We start from the raw sequence: 17,852 nt of genomic DNA, 5'->3' as shown, positions 1-17,852 counted from the left end.
ACGCCGGGTCCTCGCCCGCACTGTCAGTAGCGCGGTCCACAATGGTCCGCGTCAGAACCCGTTCACGCTTCAGCAAGGAGCCGGCAGCGATGGCCCGCCGCAGCACGAAGACCCCGCCGCCCGACGACTCGTACGAGGAGCGGATCCTCGACATCGACGTCGTCGACGAGATGCAGGGCTCCTTCCTCGAGTACGCGTACTCGGTCATCTACTCCCGCGCTCTGCCGGACGCCCGCGACGGCCTCAAGCCGGTGCATCGCCGCATCGTCTACCAGATGAACGAGATGGGCCTGCGCCCCGAGCGCGGTTACGTAAAGTGCGCCCGTGTCGTCGGCGAGGTGATGGGCAAGCTCCACCCGCACGGCGACGCCTCGATCTACGACGCCCTGGTGCGCATGGCCCAGCCGTTCTCCATGCGCGTGCCGCTCGTCGACGGCCACGGCAACTTCGGTTCGCTGGGCAACGACGACCCGCCGGCCGCCATGCGGTACACCGAGTGCAAGGCGGCCGAACCTGCCGGCCTGATGACGGAGTCCATCGACGAGGACACCGTCGACTTCGCCCCCAACTACGACGGCCAGGAGCAGGAGCCGGTGACCCTGCCGGCGGCCTTCCCGAACCTCCTGGTCAACGGCTCGTCGGGCATCGCGGTCGGCATGGCCACGAACATGCCGCCGCACAACCTCGGCGAGGTCATCGCGGCCGCCCGCCACCTGATCCGCCACCCGAACGCGGACCTGGACGCCCTGATGAGGTTCGTCCCGGGCCCCGACCTGCCCACCGGCGGCCGGATCGTCGGCCTCTCCGGCATCCGGGACGCCTACGAGTCGGGCCGCGGCACCTTCAAGATCCGTGCCACGGTCTCGGTGGAGACCGTCACGGCCCGCCGCAAGGGTCTGGTCGTCACCGAGCTGCCCTTCACGGTCGGCCCGGAGAAGGTGATCGCCAAGATCAAGGACCTGGTCGGCTCGAAGAAGATCCAGGGCATCGCCGACGTCAAGGACCTCACCGACCGCGAGCACGGCCTGCGCCTCGTCATCGAGATCAAGAACGGCTTCGTGCCGGAGGCGGTCCTGGAGCAGCTCTACAAGCTGACGCCGATGGAGGAGTCCTTCGGCATCAACAACGTCGCCCTGGTGGACGGCCAGCCGCTCACCCTGGGTCTCAAGGAGCTCCTCGAGGTCTACCTCGACCACCGCTTCGAGGTCGTCCGACGCCGCTCGGAGTTCCGGCGCACCAAGCGGCGGGACCGTCTGCACCTGGTGGAGGGCCTGCTCACGGCGCTCGTCGACATCGACGAGGTCATCCGGCTGATCCGCTCCAGCGACAACTCCGCGCAGGCGAAGCAGCGCCTGATGGAGCGCTTCTCGCTGTCGGAGATCCAGACGCAGTACATCCTGGACACCCCGCTGCGCCGACTGACCAGGTTCGACCGGATCGAGCTGGAGTCCGAGAAGGACCGGCTCAACACGGAGATCGCGGAGCTGACCCGCATCCTGGAGTCGGACGCGGAGCTGCGCAAGCTGGTCTCCGCCGAACTGGCCTCGGTGGCCAAGAAGTTCGGCACCGAGCGCCGTACGGTGCTGCTGGAGTCGGCGGGTGCCCCGACCGCCGCCGTACCGCTCCAGGTCGCGGACGACCCGTGCCGGGTGCTGCTGTCCTCGACCGGCCTGCTGGCCCGCACGGCGAACGGCGAGCCGTTCCCGGAAGACCCCGACACCAGGCGCACCAAGCACGACGTGATCATCTCTGCGGTGCCGGCCACGGCGCGCGGCGAGATCGGCGCGGTCACCTCGGCGGGCCGCCTGCTGCGGATCAACGTCGTCGACCTGCCGCAGCTGCCGGACACCGTGTCCGCGCCGAACCTGTCGGGCGGTGCCCCGCTGGCGGAGTTCGTCTCACTCGACGGCGACGAGACACTGGTCTGCCTGACCACGCTGGACGAGTCGTCCCCCGGCCTGGCCGTCGGCACCGAGCAGGGCGTGGTCAAGCGCGTGGTCCCGGACTACCCGACCAACAAGGACGAGTTGGAAGTCATCACCCTCAAGGACGGCGACCGGATCGTCGGCGCGATCGAGCTGCGCACCGGCGAGGAGGACCTGGTCTTCATCACGGACGACGCGCAACTGCTGCGCTACCAGGCCTCCCAGGTCCGTCCCCAGGGCCGTGCCGCGGGCGGTATGGCGGGCATCAAGCTCACCGAGGGCGCGAAGGTGATCTCCTTCACAGCGGTCGACCCGGCGGTGGACGCGGTCGTCTTCACCGTCGCGGGTTCGCGCGGCACGCTGGACGACTCCGTGCAGACGACGGCCAAGATCACCCCGTTCGACCAGTATCCGCGCAAGGGCCGCGCCACCGGCGGCGTGCGCTGCCAGCGGTTCCTGAAGGGCGAGGACTGCCTGTCCCTGGGCTGGGCGGGCCCCGTCCCGGCCCGGGCCGCGCAGAAGAACGGCACCCCGGCCGAGCTCCCGGAGATCGACCCGCGCCGCGACGGCTCGGGCGTGTCGCTGGCTAAGACGGTGGCAGTGGTGGCGGGGCCGGTGTAGGACGGCGCCTTACTCGGGGCGACAGGGGTGCCTGTTTCCCCGGGTTCGCGGGGTCTGCGGGTCCACCTGGTCCACCTGGTCCACCTGGCGCGTTTTAGTCCGGCGAGTCCGTCGCGTCCGGCGGGTCCGGCGGTCCGTCGGGGTCGCGTACGTAGCGGAGGACGCCCCACATGCCGCGCTCGTCGGCGGTGTGCGGGGCGTCGTCCTCGCAGGCCTCCAGTTCCCTGCGGAGGCCTGGCCCGGCGATGCCCGAGCCGATGAGCACGAGCTGGGTGAGGCGCGGCTCACCGCTCGGCCGGCGCTCGGGGCGGAAGCGGAGGAACCGCCCGACGGTGTGGACGGCGTACCGGTTTTGGACGTCGTGGGCACCGAAGTCGACGTACCCCTTGATCCGGTAGAGCCCCTCGGGCCTGCTGTCGAGGAAGGTCATCAACCGGCGCGGTTCCAAGGGGACCTCGGAGACGAAGGACAGACTGTCGTACGCCGCGTGCAGATGACCGCGGTGATCGCCCCCGCCGTCGTGATCGCGCGGGTCGTCATGCGGGCTTTCGTGCGGGTCGTCGGCGGAGCCTTCGTGGAGCTCGTCTCGCAGGCCGTCGTGCGGGTCGCCGGGCAAGCCGTCTTGCGGGTCCCCGTGCAGGCCCTCGTGCGGGTCCCCGCGCAAGCCATCGTGCAGGTCGTCGAAGGACAGCTGCCCGATGCGCTCCTCGCTCGGCCGGCAGTCGAAGAGGAACTCGGGGTCGATGCGGGCGTAGGTGACGGGGACGACCGCGGCACGGTCGGCGAGGGTCCGGACCAGGCCGAGGACCCGCTCACCGTCCGTCGCCCGGTCGAGCTTGTTGACCACGACGAGGTCGGCGAGACCGAGGTGCCGGTCGATCTCGGGGTGCCGCGCGCGGGTGTCGTCGAACTCGGCGGCGTCGACGACCTCGACGAGACCGCCATAGACGACCCGCGGATTCTCCGAGGCGAGCACCATGCGCACGAGCTCCTGGGGCTCGGCGAGCCCACTGGCCTCGATGACGATGACGTCGATACCGACGGCCGGGTTCGCGAGCCGTTCGAGGTAGACGTCGAGCTCACTGGCGTCGACGGCGCAGCACAGGCACCCGTTGCCGAGGGAGACGGTGGAGTCGCCGAGCGCGCCCGCCACGGCCATCGCGTCGATCTCGATGGCACCGAAGTCGTTGACGACGGCGCCGATCCGGCTGCCTCCGCTGTGATGGAGGAGGTGGTTGAGCAGCGTGGTCTTGCCGGAGCCGAGGAATCCGGCGAGGACGATCACCGGGATCTGCGGGGTCTGCTGCGGACCCGGGCTCGGCTGACTCAACGTGCGACCTCTTTCGCGCCGACGCGTGCGCCGGCTCGCGAACCGGCGCACGTACGAAGAATGAATGCCGCCCCAGAATACGAGCCAGGAACAAATCACGGCTGAGTGAACGATTGTTAGCAGCGCCGACGGGGCAGACGTTGGGCATGGCGCCGAAGTGTGCGACCCTCGCTTCCTTCCGTGCGCCTCCTCTCCGCCTCCCCCGCCGATCAGAGCCGCTCGGCACCCTGGAGGCGGCACGCGCCGCCCATCGCTCGCCGGCCCCCACCAGTCGACCCGCACTCCGACGGCCGGCGGACGGTCGCCTGAATCGGGGGTTGACATGGCCACACGGAAGAACGCAGCGGGGAGGGTCGGCTCCGCCGCGCTCAGCCTGCTGCTCGTAACCGGCACCATGACGCTGGCAGCACGTCAGCGCCGCCTGGAAACGGCACGCCGGGCAGAGCGGCGCTTGGAGGAGCGGCGCCTGGAACTCGAAGAGCTGGCGATTCGACGCAAGGCCCTGGCGCACCAGCAGCGCATGCAGTGGGAACTGCTGGCCCGGGCGATCGACGATCCCTCCCTCGCCGCGGTGATCGACACCTACGACAAGAGCATCCCCGCAGAGAAACGGCGTCAGTTCTTCTACGCCAACGCATGGTATGTCCACCTCTTCCACCTGTACCGGGCGGGCATCCTGGACAGGGAGGAGTTGTACCGGCATCTGCGCGAGTTCTTCCAGAGCCCCCTCTTCCGCGAGTACTGGGCGGCGTCGAAGGCTCAGCGGGCATCCCTGAACGAGTCGTCCGAAGAAGCCGGGATCGGACGCATGGTGGACGGACTCCTCGTCGATCTCGACGAAGCGGAAACGGACGAGTGGTGGGTGATGGGCAACCCCCCGTCCGACTGAAAACCGGTCACCCAAGGTTTACGGCCTTTCGCCGGGGATCGCTGCCTCTCACTCCGAGTTGCCACGTCTCACCCTGGGTTCGCTGCAGCTTGTCGCCTCTTCTGCACCAGGGACACGCCCCGTGACTTTTCTCTATGTTGGCCACGAACACCTCTCGAAACCCGTACCTTTCTGCCCACAGATGTGCTCACACCTTTTGTAAGGACCGGTACCCCTTGAAGATCGTGCGCCGCATCGGTGTGCCTCCGAGTGCCCGTGGCAGCAACTCAGGAGCCACCTGCCCGGATGTGTTCGAACTGAGTGACGGCAACTTCGCCGTCATCGGCACCGAAGCCACCGAGGCGCTGGACGGCGAACTGCCCGCAGACGCCGCGAGAGCCGACTACGAACGCATCGTCATTGTGAGCAGGGAAACTCTCATCCGCGCCAAGGCGGACATCCCCGACGCCTGACGTCACCACACGAGTACGCGTCCACCCCAGACCCGTCCCGCCCCACCCCCCGGCCGCACGCAACCGTTGAGCGAGTCCGGCACCACACAGCGAGCGGCCCGGCACACCCGTCACTGCTCGATCTCTCATCGCTGAGGCCTGGAGTCAGAACGGCACCAGGCCGCACGTGTTTCCGGGTCACCGTCAGCCCATCGAAGGCACCGCCACCGGCGCCCCCGGCCCCACATACCGCGCCACCGGACGGATGATCTTGGAGTCCTCCGCCTGCTCCAGGATGTTGGCGCTCCAGCCCACCGCGCGTGCCGCCGCGAAGGTGGGCGTGAACATCTCGCGCGGCAGACCGCAGAGTTCCATGACCACGCCCGCGTAGAACTCGACGTTCGTGTGGAGTTCGCGGCCCGGTTTGAGCTCGGCGAGGATCGCCTCGACATGACGTTCGACTTCCACGGCGAACTCGACACGAGGGCCGCCGAAGCTCTGGGCGGTCTCGCGGAGCATCCGGGAGCGCGGGTCCTCGGTGCGGTAGATGGCGTGGCCGAAGCCCATGATGCGCTCGCCGGCGAGCACCCGGGCCCTAATCCAAGGCTCGATCCGGTCGGGCGTGCCGATCGCGTCCAGGGTGTCCAGCGCCCGGCTGGGCGCACCGCCGTGCAGCGGCCCCGACAGCGCGCCCACCGCGCCGACGAGACACGCCGCCACGTCCGCCCCGGTCGACGCGATGACGCGTGCGGTGAAGGTTGACGCATTGAAGCCGTGATCAATGGTTGAGATCAAGTATTGCTCGACGGCACGGGCGTGCCGCGGGTCCGGCTCGACCCCGGTCAACATGTACAGGTAGTTCGCCGCGTACGACAGGTCCTCACGAGGCTCCACCGGGTCGAGCCCCCGTCGCAGCCGATGCAGAGCGGTGAGCAGCGTCGGTACGGCCGCGGCGGCGACGACGGTGTCCTCGCGGCGCCGGGCGGCGTCGATGTCGTACACCGGGCGGAAGCCCTTGGCCGCACCGAGCAGGGACAGCGCCGTGCGCAGGCCGGCGAGTGGGCCGGAGTGTCCGCCGGCCGCCGCGATGGCCGGCAGTGCCGCGCGCACGTCGTCGGGCAGCCGGCGCAGCGTCGCGGTCCGGGCGGCGAAGGCGGCGCTCTGTGCGGCGTCCGGCAGTTCGCCGTGGACCAACAGGTGCCAGACGTCCTCGAAACCGCGGGTTCGCGCGAGGTCGACGGCCGAGTACTGGCGGTAGTGGTAGAAGCCCTCGAGCCCACGGACGTCACCGATCCGGGTGTCGGTGACGACGACGCCCGCGAGACCGCGCGGTACGTCGACAAGAGTGGCAGCGGACCTGTTGACGGACATGTTTCCCTCCCTGGAATTGATTCGACTGTCCATGGTTGACTATATGACTGTCAATATTGATTGAATCAATGCACCTAAGTGCGGCTACGGTGACCCCCATGCGCGATCAAGAACCCGACCCTTCTCACCCGGGACGGCGGCTGAGCACCAAGGAGGCCGCCGAGCTGCTCGGTGTGAAGCCCGAGACCGTGTACGCGTACGTGAGCCGCGGTCAGCTCAGCAGCCAACGCGTGCCCGGCGGCCGGGGCAGCACCTTCGACGCCCAGGAGGTCGAAGTGCTCGCCCGGCGCAACAGACGGGAGAACGGTCTGAGTTCGGGCGCGATCTCGGAGCTGTCGGTACGCACCCGCATCACGCTGATCGACCAGGACCGGTACTACTTCCGGGGTGTCGACGCCACCGAACTGGCCGCGCGCCACTCCTACGAAGAGATCGCCGAGTGGCTGTGGACCGGACGACTACGCCCGGGCATCGCGTTCACCGCCCCCGAGGCCACTGTCGCCGTCGCCCGTCGCGCGGTCGGCGCCCTGCCCGAACACACCGGCCCTGTCGACCGGTTGCGGGTGGCCGCGATCGCCGCGGCGGCGGCCGACCCACTGCGTTTCGACCTGTCCGAGAACGCCGTGCTCGGCACCGCGCGCACCCTCATCCCCACACTCGTGGCGGCACTGCCGCCGGTACGGCGCGGTCACCGCGACACGGGCCCACTGGCCCATCGACTCTGGACGCGCCTGACCGGCTGGGACGCCGACGAGACGTCACTACAGGTCCTGGACACGGCACTCGGGCTGCTCGTCGACCACGACCTGGCCGCCTCCACGCTCGCGGTGCGCGTCGCGGCGTCGGCCCGCGCACACCCCTACGCGGCCGTCTCCGCCGGTCTCGGCGTGATCGAGGGCCCCCTGCACGGCGCCGCCAGCGGGCTCGCCCACCGCCTGCTGCTGGAAGTGCTCGACCAGGGCGACGCGGCCCCCGTGATCGCGGAGGAACTGCGGGCCGGCCGCCGCATTCCCGGCCTCGGCCACCGGCTCTACCCCGGCGAAGACCCACGCGCGCGTGCCCTGTTCACCCTTCTGGAGGAGATGCCACGGGCCGCACCCGGCCTCGCCGCGGCCCGCGACATCGTGACGACCACCGCCCGCCACACTCCGCTGCAGGCCAACGTGGACCTCGCCCTCGCCGTGCTCACCACGTCCTGCGGCATGCCCGCCACCGCGGGCGAGACGATCTTCGCCGTCGCCCGTACGGCGGGCTGGATCGCCCACGCCCTGGAGGAGTACGGCGAACGCCCGCTGCGCATGCGCCCCAGCGGGCACTACGTGGGGCCGAAGCCGCCCCAGCCCCTCCCGGAATAGGGCATACGACCGCGGCCTGAGCGCGACTTGGACGCGACCGGAAGTCACCGGGCGCAAGTCAGGTTAGGCTCACCTCTGTGAGTACGTGCACGACCGTCTCGCGGACCCTCGACGAGCCCATTTCCGGTACCGCGGCCACTGCGAGGACCTGGCTCCTGCTGGAACAGCCTGGTCCATGGGGTGCCCAGGCGCTCACTTCGAGCCACCTGGATCCCGCACTCGGCCGCGCCCTGGAGGCGGCGGCGAACGGCACGGGCGTACGCATCGCGCTCATCCGCCGTCCCGGGCGTCACGCCGACTTCGGCACGCCTCCCCTACGGCGGGTGTACGCGGCCCACACCACCCCCGGAAACGTGTGGCTCCACAGCGCCATGACGGCCGCCCCCGAGCGCCTGCTCGACCTGGACTTCGCCGCACTGGGCAGAGGCGACCACCAGACCTTCGGCACCGCGCTGCAAGGCCGGCCGCACACCGGTGACCCGCTCGCGCTCGTGTGCACCAACGGCAAGCGGGACCGCTGCTGCGCCCTGCTCGGCCGCCCCCTCGCCGCGGAACTCGCCGCCTCGGGCGTGGAGGGCGTCTGGGAGGTCACCCATCTGGGTGGTCATCGCTTCTCCCCGACGGTGCTCGTCCTGCCGTACGGATACGCGTACGGGCGGGCCGAGGCCCACACCGTCAAGGAGGTCCTCCACGGGGTCCAGGAGGGACGGATCGTCGTGGAGGGGTGCCGCGGAAGCTCTGCCTGGGAACGGCCCGGCCAGGCGGCCGAGCTGGCCGTGCGCACAGCGGTGCACGAGACCGCGGCGGACGTGCTGAGCGTCGTTCGGACGGACGGCGCCGCGCCGCGCTGGGAAGTGACCGTCGCGCACGTCGACGGCCGCCACTGGCGGGTCATCGTGGCCCAGGGCGCCTCTCTGCCGCCCCGCCCGGAGAGCTGCGGCACGTCGGTCCTGGGCGCGCCGGCCCGCATGGACGTGGTGGCGGTGCGCGAACTGACGGCGGCGGCCCTGGCGAGCTGAGATCCCTCGGCCTTACGGGAGGAAGGCGGCGGCACCGGCGAGCCGAGCCCCGTGGCCGTGCGGGACGAAGGGCGGCGGTCCAAAAGCCCCTACCCTCGCGCGCGAGGCTCGTATGGGAGCCCGTACGGGAGTCTCTACAGGAAGTGGTGGCTTTTCGCGGGTCCGTCACCTCGTGGCGCCCGCCACGCCCTCCCCGCGCCCCAAGGGTTGGTCAAGAGATCCACGCCACTCCCCCTGCCGCAAGCACCGCGTGCCCACGTACCGTCGTGGGCATGAGCCCCACTCCCCCCGCACGTCGCCTGCGCCTGGGCATGCCCAGGCGCATGTTCTCGCAGGTCCTGCTCATGCAGGTGGCGATCGCCGCGGGAGTCGTGGTGCTCGCGACCGGGCTGTTCCTCGCACCGCTCAGTCACCAGCTCGACGACCAGGCGATGCGCCGCGCGCTCGCGATCGCGCAGACCACCGCCGCCCAGCCGCAGATCGCGACGGATCTCCAGAACACGCCTCCGTCGGTCGACGGGCCGGTCCAGCGGGCGGCGGAGCGGATCCGGAAGGCCAGTGAGGCCGAGTACGTCGTGGTCATGAACACGCAGCACGTGCGCTGGTCGCACCGGGATCCCGCGCAGGTCGGCCGTGTCGTCTCGACCGACCCCAGCCAGGCCCTGGCGGGCAAGGACGTCATGGAGATCGACAGCGGCACCCTGGGGCGCTCGGCACGTGGCAAGGTGCCTCTGCGCGATGCCGACGGCAGGATCATCGGGGCGGTGTCGGTCGGCATCGAGTACGACAGCGTGCGAGCCCGGCTCGTCCACACCATCCCGGGGCTGTTCGCTTACGCCGGCGGCGCCCTCTCCGTCGGCGCGCTGGCCGCCTGGCTGATCTCCCGCCGGGTCCAGCGCCAGACCCGCGACCTCGCCTTCTCCGACATCTCCGCACTGCTCGCGGAACGCGAGGCGATGCTGCACGGCATACGGGAGGGCGTCGTCGCCCTGGACCGCACCGGCCGCATACGCCTTCTGAACGACGAGGCCCAACGCCTGCTGGACATCGGCGAGGAGATCGTCGGCCGGTCTCCCGACGAGGCGTTCGGCGCGGGACGTACGGCGGACGTCCTGGCCGGCCGGGTGACCGGCACCGATCTGCTCACCGTTCGCGGTCAGCGTGTCCTGGTCGCCAACCGGATGCCCACCGACGACGACGGTGCCGTGGCCACCCTGCGCGACCGCACCGAGCTCGAACAGCTCGGCCGGGAACTCGACTCCACGCGCGGCCTGATCGACGCGCTGCGCGCCCAGGACCACGAGCACGCCAACCGGATGCACACGCTGCTCGGGCTGCTTGAGCTGGAGATGTTCGACGACGCCGTGGAGTTCGTCGGCGAGGTCGTCGGCGATCACCGCGTCACCGCGGAGCAGGTCACCGAGAAGATCCAGGACCCGCTGCTCGCGGCCCTGCTGGTCGGCAAGGCGACCGTCGCGGCCGAGCGCGGCGTCGCCCTGTGGGTCTCGGACCGCACCCGGCTCCCGGACCGCCTGGTCGATCCCCGGGGGCTGGTCACGGTCGTCGGCAACCTGGTGGACAACGCGCTGGACGCCGTCGCGGGCACACCGCACGCGCGCGTGGAGGTCGAACTGCGCGCCGAGGGCCGCACCGCCGTCCTCCGGGTCTGGGACACCGGTCCCGGAATCCCGGCGGAGCAACGGGAACTGGTCTTCACCGAGGGGTGGTCCACGAAGAAGCCGCCGGCGCACGGGAAGCGCGGAATCGGGCTCTCCCTGGTGCGCAGGCTCGCCGAACGGCAGGGCGGCAGTGCGGCCGTGGGCGAGGCGGACGGCGGGGGCGCCGAGTTCACCGTCGTCCTGCCCGAGGCGCTGGCCGAGCCGGATCCGGAACCCGCCTTCACCACCGGGCCCGCCCCCATCGGTGAGGCGCCCGCGCGGACCGCGGTCGAGGAGGAGGCTCGGTGATCGAGGTCCTGGTCGTGGACGACGACGCCAGAGTGGCCCGGGTCAACGCCGCCTACGTCGAGAAGGTGCCGGGTTTCCACGTCGCCGGCGAGGCGCACGACGCGGCGCAGGCGCTGTGTCGGATGGAGGAGCTGCCCCGGCTCGACCTGGTCCTGCTGGACCACTATCTGCCCGACGAGACGGGGCTGGAGGTCGTCCAGGAGATGCGTCGGCGCGGCCACCAGACCGACGTGATCATGGTGACGGCGGCCCGGGACGTCTCGACGGTGCAAGCGGCGATGCGGCAGGGAGCGCTTCAGTACCTGGTCAAGCCGTTCGCCTTCGCGGGCCTGCGCGCCAAACTGGAGGCGTACGCGGAGCTGCGCCGCACCCTCGACGGTGGCGGCGAGGCCGAACAGGCCGATGTGGACCGCATGTTCGGAGCGCTGTCGGCACATTCGGAACCCGGACTGCCCAAAGGGCACTCGCCGAACACCGCGGAACTCGTACGCCGGTCCCTGGTGACCGCCGAAGGCCCGCTGTCCGCGCAGGAGGTCGCCGACCGGACCGGAGTGAGCCGGCAGACCGCCCAGCGCTATCTGAAGCTCCTGGAGCGCACGGGCCGGGCCACGTTGACTCTCAAGTACGGCGACGCGGGCCGCCCGGAACACCGTTACGTGTGGGCGACCCGCGCCTGAGGCACGGCCCGTGGGGGCGGGGGAAGGGGCCGTGCCCTCCCTCTGTACGTATGTCAGCCCGCGGCCTTCTCGACGAACTCGGTCGTGTACGTCTTGCTCAGGTCGACGTCCGCGTTCTGGATGTTGGGATTGAACGCCTTGAGCACCTTCTCGACGGTCTCGGGTCCGTTTGCGGGCATCACGCCGTCCTTGGTGAACATCGGCAGTGTGCTGTCGATGGCGTCCGCGTACAGCACCTTGTCGCCCTGGGAGTAGTCGGCGGGCATCTTGTCGGCGATCTCGGAGGCACTGTGGGTGGACATCCACTTGAGCGTCTTGACGAATGCATTGACCAACCTCTGGACTGTGGCCTTGTGGCCGTTCACCCAGTCCGTCTGCATGTACAGACTTGACGACGGGTACGGGCCGCCGAGAGCCTTCTGAGAGCCCTCGGGCGTCCGCATGTCGAGGAGGATCTCGCCCGCCTTCTTGTCCAGGATCGTGGCGACGGTCGGGTCGGTCGTCATACCGCCGTCGATGGCACCCTGCTGGAGCGCCGCGATGAAGGTGGGGCCGGCACCCACGGCGACCGGCGTGAACTCGCTGACCTTCACACCGTTCTTGACCGCGAGATACTTGGTGAGGAAGTCGGTGGACGAACCGAGGCCGGTGACACCGAGCTTCTTTCCCTTGAAGTCCTTGGGCGAGCTGATGTCGCCGCCTGCCTTGGTGGAGACCACCTCCACCTCACCGGGCGCGTGCGAGAACTGCACGACGGACTCCACAGCCTTGCCCTTCACCTGGAGGTCGAGGGTGTGGTCGTAGAAGCCGACCGCGCCCTGGACCTGGCCGGAGACCAGCGCGGTCTCGGCCTGGACGCCGGCGGGCTCGCTCAGCAGCTCCACGTCGAGTCCCTCGGCGTCGAAGTAGCCGAGTCGCTGGGTGAGCATCGCCGGCAGGTAGATGACCTTGTCGAGGCCACCGACCATGATCTTGACCTGCTCGCCCTTTCCGTCGCCCTTGCTGCCGGAGCCGGACGACGCGGTGGCCGCGTCGTCGGCACAGCCGGTCAGGGAGGAGAGAGCGAGCAGACCGGTGGCTGCCAGGGCGGCGTATCTGGCGGTCTTGCGCATGGCGGTTCACGTCCTTGTGAGAGGGCGGTGCGGAGAAGTCGAGACAGGAAGGCAAGACAAGGAAGGCGAGGGGGGAAGAGGAGGCGGGAGAAGGCGACAGAGGAAGGCGGCAGGTACGGCGTGGCCGTGGGGCTCGCCCGTGGTGCTGAGCCGTGGTGCTCTGGGGTGGGCCTCAGTCGCCGGAGTCCGAGGGCTTCCACCGGAAGATGCGGCGTTCGGCGAAGGTCAGCAGTCCCTCGGCGACAAGCGCGACGACGGCGAGGATGACCATCGCGGCGTACACACCGGCCGCGTTGAAAGTGCCCTGGGACTGGGCGACGAGCAGGCCGATGCCCTTGGTCGCGCCGATGTACTCGCCGACGATGGCACCGATGAGGGCGAAGCCGAAACTGACGTGCAGGCTGGTGAAGATCCATGAGGTGGCGGACGGGATGACCACCTGAAGGGTCACCCGGCGGTCGCTCGCGCCGAGGATCCTCGCGTTGGCCACCAGGTTGCGGTCGACTTCACGGGCACCCTGGAAGGCATTGAAGAACACGGGGAAGAAGACCAGGACGACAGCCGAGGCGACCTTGGAGGCGGGGCCGAGCCCGAACCAGATCACGAAGATCGGAGCGAGAACGATCCTCGGTATGGAGTTGAGCACCTTGATGTATGGACCAAGAACATCGGCGAGGAAGGTGATCCTGCCGAGAGCGATACCGCACACGACACCGCCGGCCACTCCGAACACCCAGCCCAGGAGCGCCTCGTAGAGCGTGTACCAGATCTGTTCGCCCAGGGATCCGAGCGCGGTCCCATGGGTCACCCAGGTGTAGATCTGGTCCCAGATCTTGGAGGGCATCGAGAAATTGAACGGATCGATCGCCTTGGTGCGGGCGAGGAACTCCCACAGCCCGAGGACGGCGATCAGCAGCAGAGCACGGGAGGCCGCGACGACGATCTTGCGTCTGCGCGCGGCGCGTGCCCGCGACTGCGCACGCCCCTGTTTCTGAGGCTCCGCGACGGCCAGGGCGGCGGCGGTCTCGGGCAGGACGTCAGGCGACATGGGCGGTGCCCCTCTCGCGGGTGATGCGGACCTCTTCGCCCAGCGACTGCCAGATCTCGCGGTAGATCTCGATGAACCGCGGTTCCAGGCGCACCGATTCCACCTTGCGCGGCCGCGGCAGGTCGATGTCGAAGACCTGCTTGACGGTGGCGGGCCCGGCCGTCATGACGACGACCTTGTCGGCCAGGGCGATGGACTCCTCCAGGTCGTGGGTGACGAAGACGACCGAGGCGCCCGTCCCCTCCCACAGTTCCAGCAGCTCGTCCGACATCAGGGCCCTGGTCTGCACATCGAGCGCCGAGAACGGCTCGTCCATCAGCAGGATCTCGGGATCGTTGACGAAGGTCGCGGCGAGGGCCACGCGCTTGCGCTGACCGCCGGAGAGCTGGTGCGGGTAGCGGTCCTCGAAGGCGGTCAAGCCCACCCGGGCCAGCCATTCGCGTGCCTTCTGCCTGGCCTCCGCCTTGGGCACGCCCCGGAAGCGCGGGCCGGCCATCACGTTGGACAGGACGGTACGCCAGGGGAAGGTGGCGTCCTGCTGGAAGACGAAGCCGACCTTGCCGCCCACGCCGCGAACCGGCTCGCCGGAGACCAGGACTTCACCCTCGGTGGGCTCCTCCAGGCCGCTGACCAGGGTCAGCGTGGTGGACTTGCCGCAGCCCGTGGGCCCGACGACCGCCACGAACTCGCCGCGTCCAACCGTGAGATCCAGTCCCCTGACAGCCGTGTGCAGACCCCCCGACGGGGTTTTGAATGTCTTGCTCGCGCCCCGTAGCTCGATGGCGGGGCTGGTGGTTGCGCTCATGACCGAGGACCGTAGGTGTGGTCCGTGCCACAGCAGCAGTCTTCTGAGCGCTAGCCGTTCTTTTGCTCGCAGGAGCCTGTTGTGCTCGTTTTGCTCGCGCTACAAAAGCGGAGCCGAAACACGGGCTTGACGCCCACCTGGCCTTGAGGAAGAGAGGGCCAATGATTGACGTCCTGGTGGTTGACGACGACTTCCGTGTCGCCGAGATCAACGCCAAGTACGTGGGCAAGGTTCCCGGATTCCGGGTAGCCGCCCGCGCGCACAGTGCTGCCCAGGCCTTGACCGCTGTCGAGCGCGGTGCCATCGACCTCGTCCTGCTCGACCACTACCTCCCCGACCGGACGGGTCTGCAACTCGTCCACCGCATGCGGGAGCAGGGGCACGGCACCGACGTCATCATGATCACAGCGGCGGGCGATGTGACGACCGTGCAGGCCGCGATGCGCCTCGGCGCCCTGCACTACCTGGTGAAACCGTTCACCTTCGCCGCGCTGCGCACGCGCCTGGACTCCTACGCCGCTCTGCGCCGCACCGTCGACCGCGTGGGCGGTCGCGGCATCACCGGACAGGAACAGGTCGACCGGATCTTCGGCGCCCTGCGCACCGCCCCGGCGACGACGGCGCCGGGGCTGCCGAGCGGCCACTCGGAGCCCACCACGGACCTGATCTGTGCCGTGCTGCACCGCGCGAGCCAACCGCTGTCCGCCCACGAGGTCGCCGCCGAGACCGGCCTGAGCCGCTCCACCGCCCAGCGCTACCTCCGCCACCTGGAACAGGCCGGCCGTCTGAGCCTGACCCTCAGATACGGCGACACCGGCCGCCCGGAACACCGCTATGCCTGGGTGGCACCGTAGCCGTAGCCGCAGCCGCCCCATGACGACCGCGACGGCCCTACGACGACGGGCACAGCAGGTACGACGGTGAGGCGGCCGAACGACCTCAACAGCCATACGCTGTGAACAGGCGCACGACTGTGAGCAGAGGCGTACGACTGTGAACAGGCGCACGACTGTGAGCAGAGGCGTACGACTGTGAGCAGGCGTACGAGAGTGAGGCGGCGTACGACCACCCCGTGAGGCGGCCATACGACGGTAGGGCGCGACCTCGGTGCGGCTACACCGCCCCCGCCCCCGTCAGCGAACGCACCTCGGTCTCCGCGTGTTTGGCCTCGTCGGGCAGTTCGGCGGAGGTGACCGTGCCGAGCCAGCCCGCGACGAAGCCCAGCGGGATCGAGACGAGCCCGGGGTTCTCCAGGGGGAAGTACTGGAAGTCGACACCCGGGAACAGCGACTGCGGACTGCCCGAGACCACCGGGGACAGCACGACCAGCAACAGCGCCGGAACCAGGCCGCCGTACACCGACCACACCGCCCCTCGCGTGGTGAAGCCGCGCCAGAACAGCGAGTAGAGCAGCACCGGCAGATTCGCGGACGCGGCGACAGCGAACGCCAGCCCCACGAGGAACGCGACGTTGAGGTCACGGGCCAGCAGGCCGAGCCCGATCGCGAGCGCCCCGATGCCCACCGCGGCGGTCCGCGCCACGGCCACCTCGCTGTACGGCTCCGCTCGTCGACGCCGCAGCGACGCGTACAGGTCGTGTGCCACGGACGCCGAGGAGGCGAGCGTGATCCCGGCGACCACCGCGAGGATCGTGGCGAAGGCGACCGCGGCCACGATCGCGAACAGGACCGTGCCCCCTGTCGACTCCGCGCCACCGCCCAGGTCGAGCGCCAGCAGGGGAACCGCCGTATTGCCGGCCGCGTTCGACGCGCGCACCGTGTCCGGACCCACGATCGCCGCCGCCCCGAACCCGAGGACGATCGTCATCAGGTAGAAGCCGCCGATGAGTCCGATCGACCACACGACCGAGCGTCGTGCGGCCCGCGCCGTGGGCACGGTGTAGAAGCGGGACAGGATGTGCGGCAGGCCGGCCGTGCCGAGGACGAGAGCAAGGCCCAGGCTGATGAAGTCGAACCGCGCGGTCCAGTCCCCGCCGTACTTCAGTCCCGGCGCCAGGAACGCGTCCCCGTGACCGCTGCGCGCCGCGGCGGTGAGCAGCAGCTGGTCGAAGTCTCCGTGGAAACGCATCAGGACGAGGACGGTCAGCACGATGGTGCCCCCGAGCAGCATGACCGCCTTGACGATCTGGATCCAGGTGGTGGCCCGCATCCCTCCCAACGACACATAGATCACCATGAGCGCGCCGACGCCGATGACGGTCCAGGCCTGTGCCGCCTCGCTCGTCCGCCCGAGGAGCAGCGCGACCAGGCTGCCCGCGCCCACCATCTGCGCCACCAGATAGAGAACGGACACGGTGACCGAGGAAGTTCCCGCCGCGATCCTCACCGGGCGCTCCCTCATGCGTGCCGCGACCACGTCGGCGAGAGTGAACCGACCGCAGTTACGCACCAGTTCCGCGACGAGGAACAGTACGACCAGCCAGGCCACGAGGAAGCCCACGGAGTAGAGCAGCCCGTCATAGCCGAACAGCGCGATGAGGCCGGAGATGCCGAGGAAGGAAGCGGCCGACATGTAGTCACCCGCAATGGCAAAACCATTCTCTAGGGGTGAGAAGAGCCTGCCGCCCGCATAGAACTCCTCCGCCGAACCGTGCCGGTTGCGGCTCACCCATGTCGTGATCCCCAGGGTCACGGCGATGAAGGCGCTGAACAGCAACAACGCCAGGGTCTGGTGATTACCCGTCACGACATACCGCCTCGGACTCCACGGGTCAGTTCCTGAGTGTCCCAGCGCAGTTCGAGCGCGGCCCGGTCCCTGCGCAGCCGCGCGTGCCGGGCATAGGCCCAGGTGAGCAGGAACGTGCTGAGGAACTGGCCGAGCCCGGCGAGCATCGCCACGTTCACGGCCCCTGCCACGGGCCGCGCCATGAACCCCGGCGCGGTCGTCGCGGTCACCACGTACGCCACGTACCAGGTGAAGAAGACGGCGACCGCCGGCACCACGAACCTCCGGTACCGGCTGCGTACCTCCTGGAAGGCCACGCTCCGCTGCACCTCGAGGTAGACCTCGGCCATGGCCACCGCCCGGCCGTCCTGCTCCCGGCGGGCCTGCGGAACGGGAACCACTGGCGGCGACGTGCCGGCTGCCTCACCCCAGCCCGAGGCGAGTGCGTCGTACCAAGGGTCGTCGTACGGCTGGACTTCCGGCGCTGTGGCAGGGGACGAGGCGAGCCGTTCGTGGTTCTCGTCCGGACTCTCTGGACCGCCCTCGCCTCCGCGTGGGTGCCCGTTGCTTGACTGCATGCCCAAGCATGGACAGATAGGGAAGATCCCCGACTATTC

The 17,852-nt window shown here is 69.7% G+C and carries 15 protein-coding genes; 8 read left to right on the top strand and 7 right to left on the bottom strand.

From position 1 onward, the window contains the following. Window positions 1–89: 89 nt before the first annotated feature. Window positions 90–2,546: a DNA topoisomerase (ATP-hydrolyzing) subunit A gene (locus tag ACFV0T_RS27465; protein ID WP_385784442.1), complete on the top strand. Its 2,457-nt coding sequence runs from the start codon at window positions 90–92 to the stop codon at window positions 2,544–2,546. A 94-nt stretch (window positions 2,547–2,640) separates the two neighbouring features. On the opposite strand, the gene ACFV0T_RS27460 is transcribed toward ACFV0T_RS27465, so the two are convergent. Continuing rightward, window positions 2,641–3,876 carry a CobW family GTP-binding protein gene (locus ACFV0T_RS27460; RefSeq protein WP_385784440.1) on the bottom strand — a complete coding sequence of 412 codons (1,236 nt, stop codon included), beginning with the start codon at window positions 3,874–3,876 and terminating at the stop codon, window positions 2,641–2,643. Window positions 3,877–4,198: 322 nt separating this feature from the next. On the opposite strand from ACFV0T_RS27460, the gene ACFV0T_RS27455 reads away from it, so the two are divergent. Continuing rightward, on the top strand, window positions 4,199–4,765 hold the full coding sequence (locus ACFV0T_RS27455; protein ID WP_385784437.1) for a DUF6082 family protein: 567 nt from the start codon (window positions 4,199–4,201) through the stop codon (window positions 4,763–4,765). Between the two features lie 215 nt (window positions 4,766–4,980). After that, complete coding sequence (locus tag ACFV0T_RS27450) at window positions 4,981–5,217, top strand: hypothetical protein (protein ID WP_189147568.1); 237 nt, start codon at window positions 4,981–4,983, stop codon at window positions 5,215–5,217. A 183-nt stretch (window positions 5,218–5,400) separates the two neighbouring features. On the opposite strand, the gene ACFV0T_RS27445 is transcribed toward ACFV0T_RS27450, so the two are convergent. Beyond that, complete coding sequence (locus tag ACFV0T_RS27445; protein ID WP_385784434.1) at window positions 5,401–6,567, bottom strand: citrate synthase/methylcitrate synthase; 1,167 nt, start codon at window positions 6,565–6,567, stop codon at window positions 5,401–5,403. Between the two features lie 98 nt (window positions 6,568–6,665). On the opposite strand from ACFV0T_RS27445, the gene ACFV0T_RS27440 reads away from it, so the two are divergent. The 4 genes from ACFV0T_RS27440 (at window position 6,666) to ACFV0T_RS27425 (ending at window position 11,585) form a co-directional block, all read left to right on the top strand. Continuing rightward, window positions 6,666–7,922 carry a citrate synthase family protein gene (locus ACFV0T_RS27440; RefSeq protein WP_385784431.1) on the top strand — a complete coding sequence of 419 codons (1,257 nt, stop codon included), beginning with the start codon at window positions 6,666–6,668 and terminating at the stop codon, window positions 7,920–7,922. Between the two features lie 77 nt (window positions 7,923–7,999). Continuing rightward, window positions 8,000–8,941, top strand: a complete 942-nt coding sequence (locus ACFV0T_RS27435) for a sucrase ferredoxin (RefSeq protein WP_385784428.1) — start codon at window positions 8,000–8,002, stop codon at window positions 8,939–8,941. A gap of 272 nt (window positions 8,942–9,213) precedes the next feature. Beyond that, complete coding sequence (locus ACFV0T_RS27430) at window positions 9,214–10,908, top strand: ATP-binding protein (protein WP_385784425.1); 1,695 nt, start codon at window positions 9,214–9,216, stop codon at window positions 10,906–10,908. Then, window positions 10,905–11,585, top strand: coding sequence for a response regulator (locus ACFV0T_RS27425; RefSeq protein ID WP_385784423.1), 681 nt, complete (start codon window positions 10,905–10,907; stop codon window positions 11,583–11,585). The genes ACFV0T_RS27430 and ACFV0T_RS27425 overlap by 4 nt, the downstream gene beginning before the upstream one ends. Window positions 11,586–11,638: 53 nt before the next feature. Here the strand turns inward: ACFV0T_RS27425 and ACFV0T_RS27420 are convergent, their stop codons facing one another. The 3 genes from ACFV0T_RS27420 to ACFV0T_RS27410 form a co-directional block, all read right to left on the bottom strand. After that, complete coding sequence (locus ACFV0T_RS27420) at window positions 11,639–12,697, bottom strand: ABC transporter substrate-binding protein (protein WP_385784421.1); 1,059 nt, start codon at window positions 12,695–12,697, stop codon at window positions 11,639–11,641. 172 nt (window positions 12,698–12,869) lie between these two features. Continuing rightward, complete coding sequence (locus ACFV0T_RS27415) at window positions 12,870–13,745, bottom strand: ABC transporter permease (RefSeq protein WP_385784418.1); 876 nt, start codon at window positions 13,743–13,745, stop codon at window positions 12,870–12,872. After that, entirely contained in the window at window positions 13,735–14,550 is an 816-nt protein-coding gene (locus ACFV0T_RS27410; RefSeq protein ID WP_385784415.1) for an ABC transporter ATP-binding protein, read from the bottom strand. The genes ACFV0T_RS27415 and ACFV0T_RS27410 overlap by 11 nt, the downstream gene beginning before the upstream one ends. Window positions 14,551–14,711: 161 nt before the next feature. On the opposite strand from ACFV0T_RS27410, the gene ACFV0T_RS27405 reads away from it, so the two are divergent. Beyond that, window positions 14,712–15,404 carry a response regulator gene (locus ACFV0T_RS27405; RefSeq protein ID WP_385784413.1) on the top strand — a complete coding sequence of 231 codons (693 nt, stop codon included), beginning with the start codon at window positions 14,712–14,714 and terminating at the stop codon, window positions 15,402–15,404. A 259-nt stretch (window positions 15,405–15,663) separates the two neighbouring features. Here ACFV0T_RS27405 and ACFV0T_RS27400 read toward each other — a convergent pair whose 3' ends face one another. Both ACFV0T_RS27400 and ACFV0T_RS27395 read right to left on the bottom strand, forming a co-directional pair. Continuing rightward, window positions 15,664–17,256 carry a cation acetate symporter gene (locus tag ACFV0T_RS27400; RefSeq protein WP_385784411.1) on the bottom strand — a complete coding sequence of 531 codons (1,593 nt, stop codon included), beginning with the start codon at window positions 17,254–17,256 and terminating at the stop codon, window positions 15,664–15,666. Next, entirely contained in the window at window positions 17,253–17,813 is a 561-nt protein-coding gene (locus ACFV0T_RS27395; protein WP_385784409.1) for a DUF485 domain-containing protein, read from the bottom strand. The genes ACFV0T_RS27400 and ACFV0T_RS27395 overlap by 4 nt, the downstream gene beginning before the upstream one ends. Between the last annotated feature and the right edge of the window lie 39 nt (window positions 17,814–17,852).

This window comes from Streptomyces sp. NPDC059582, from assembly GCF_042735715.1.
Classification (GTDB): Bacteria; Actinomycetota; Actinomycetes; order Streptomycetales; family Streptomycetaceae; genus Streptomyces.
Note: the sequence above shows the minus strand (reverse complement) of the source record. Positions and strands in the feature narration are given on the sequence as shown.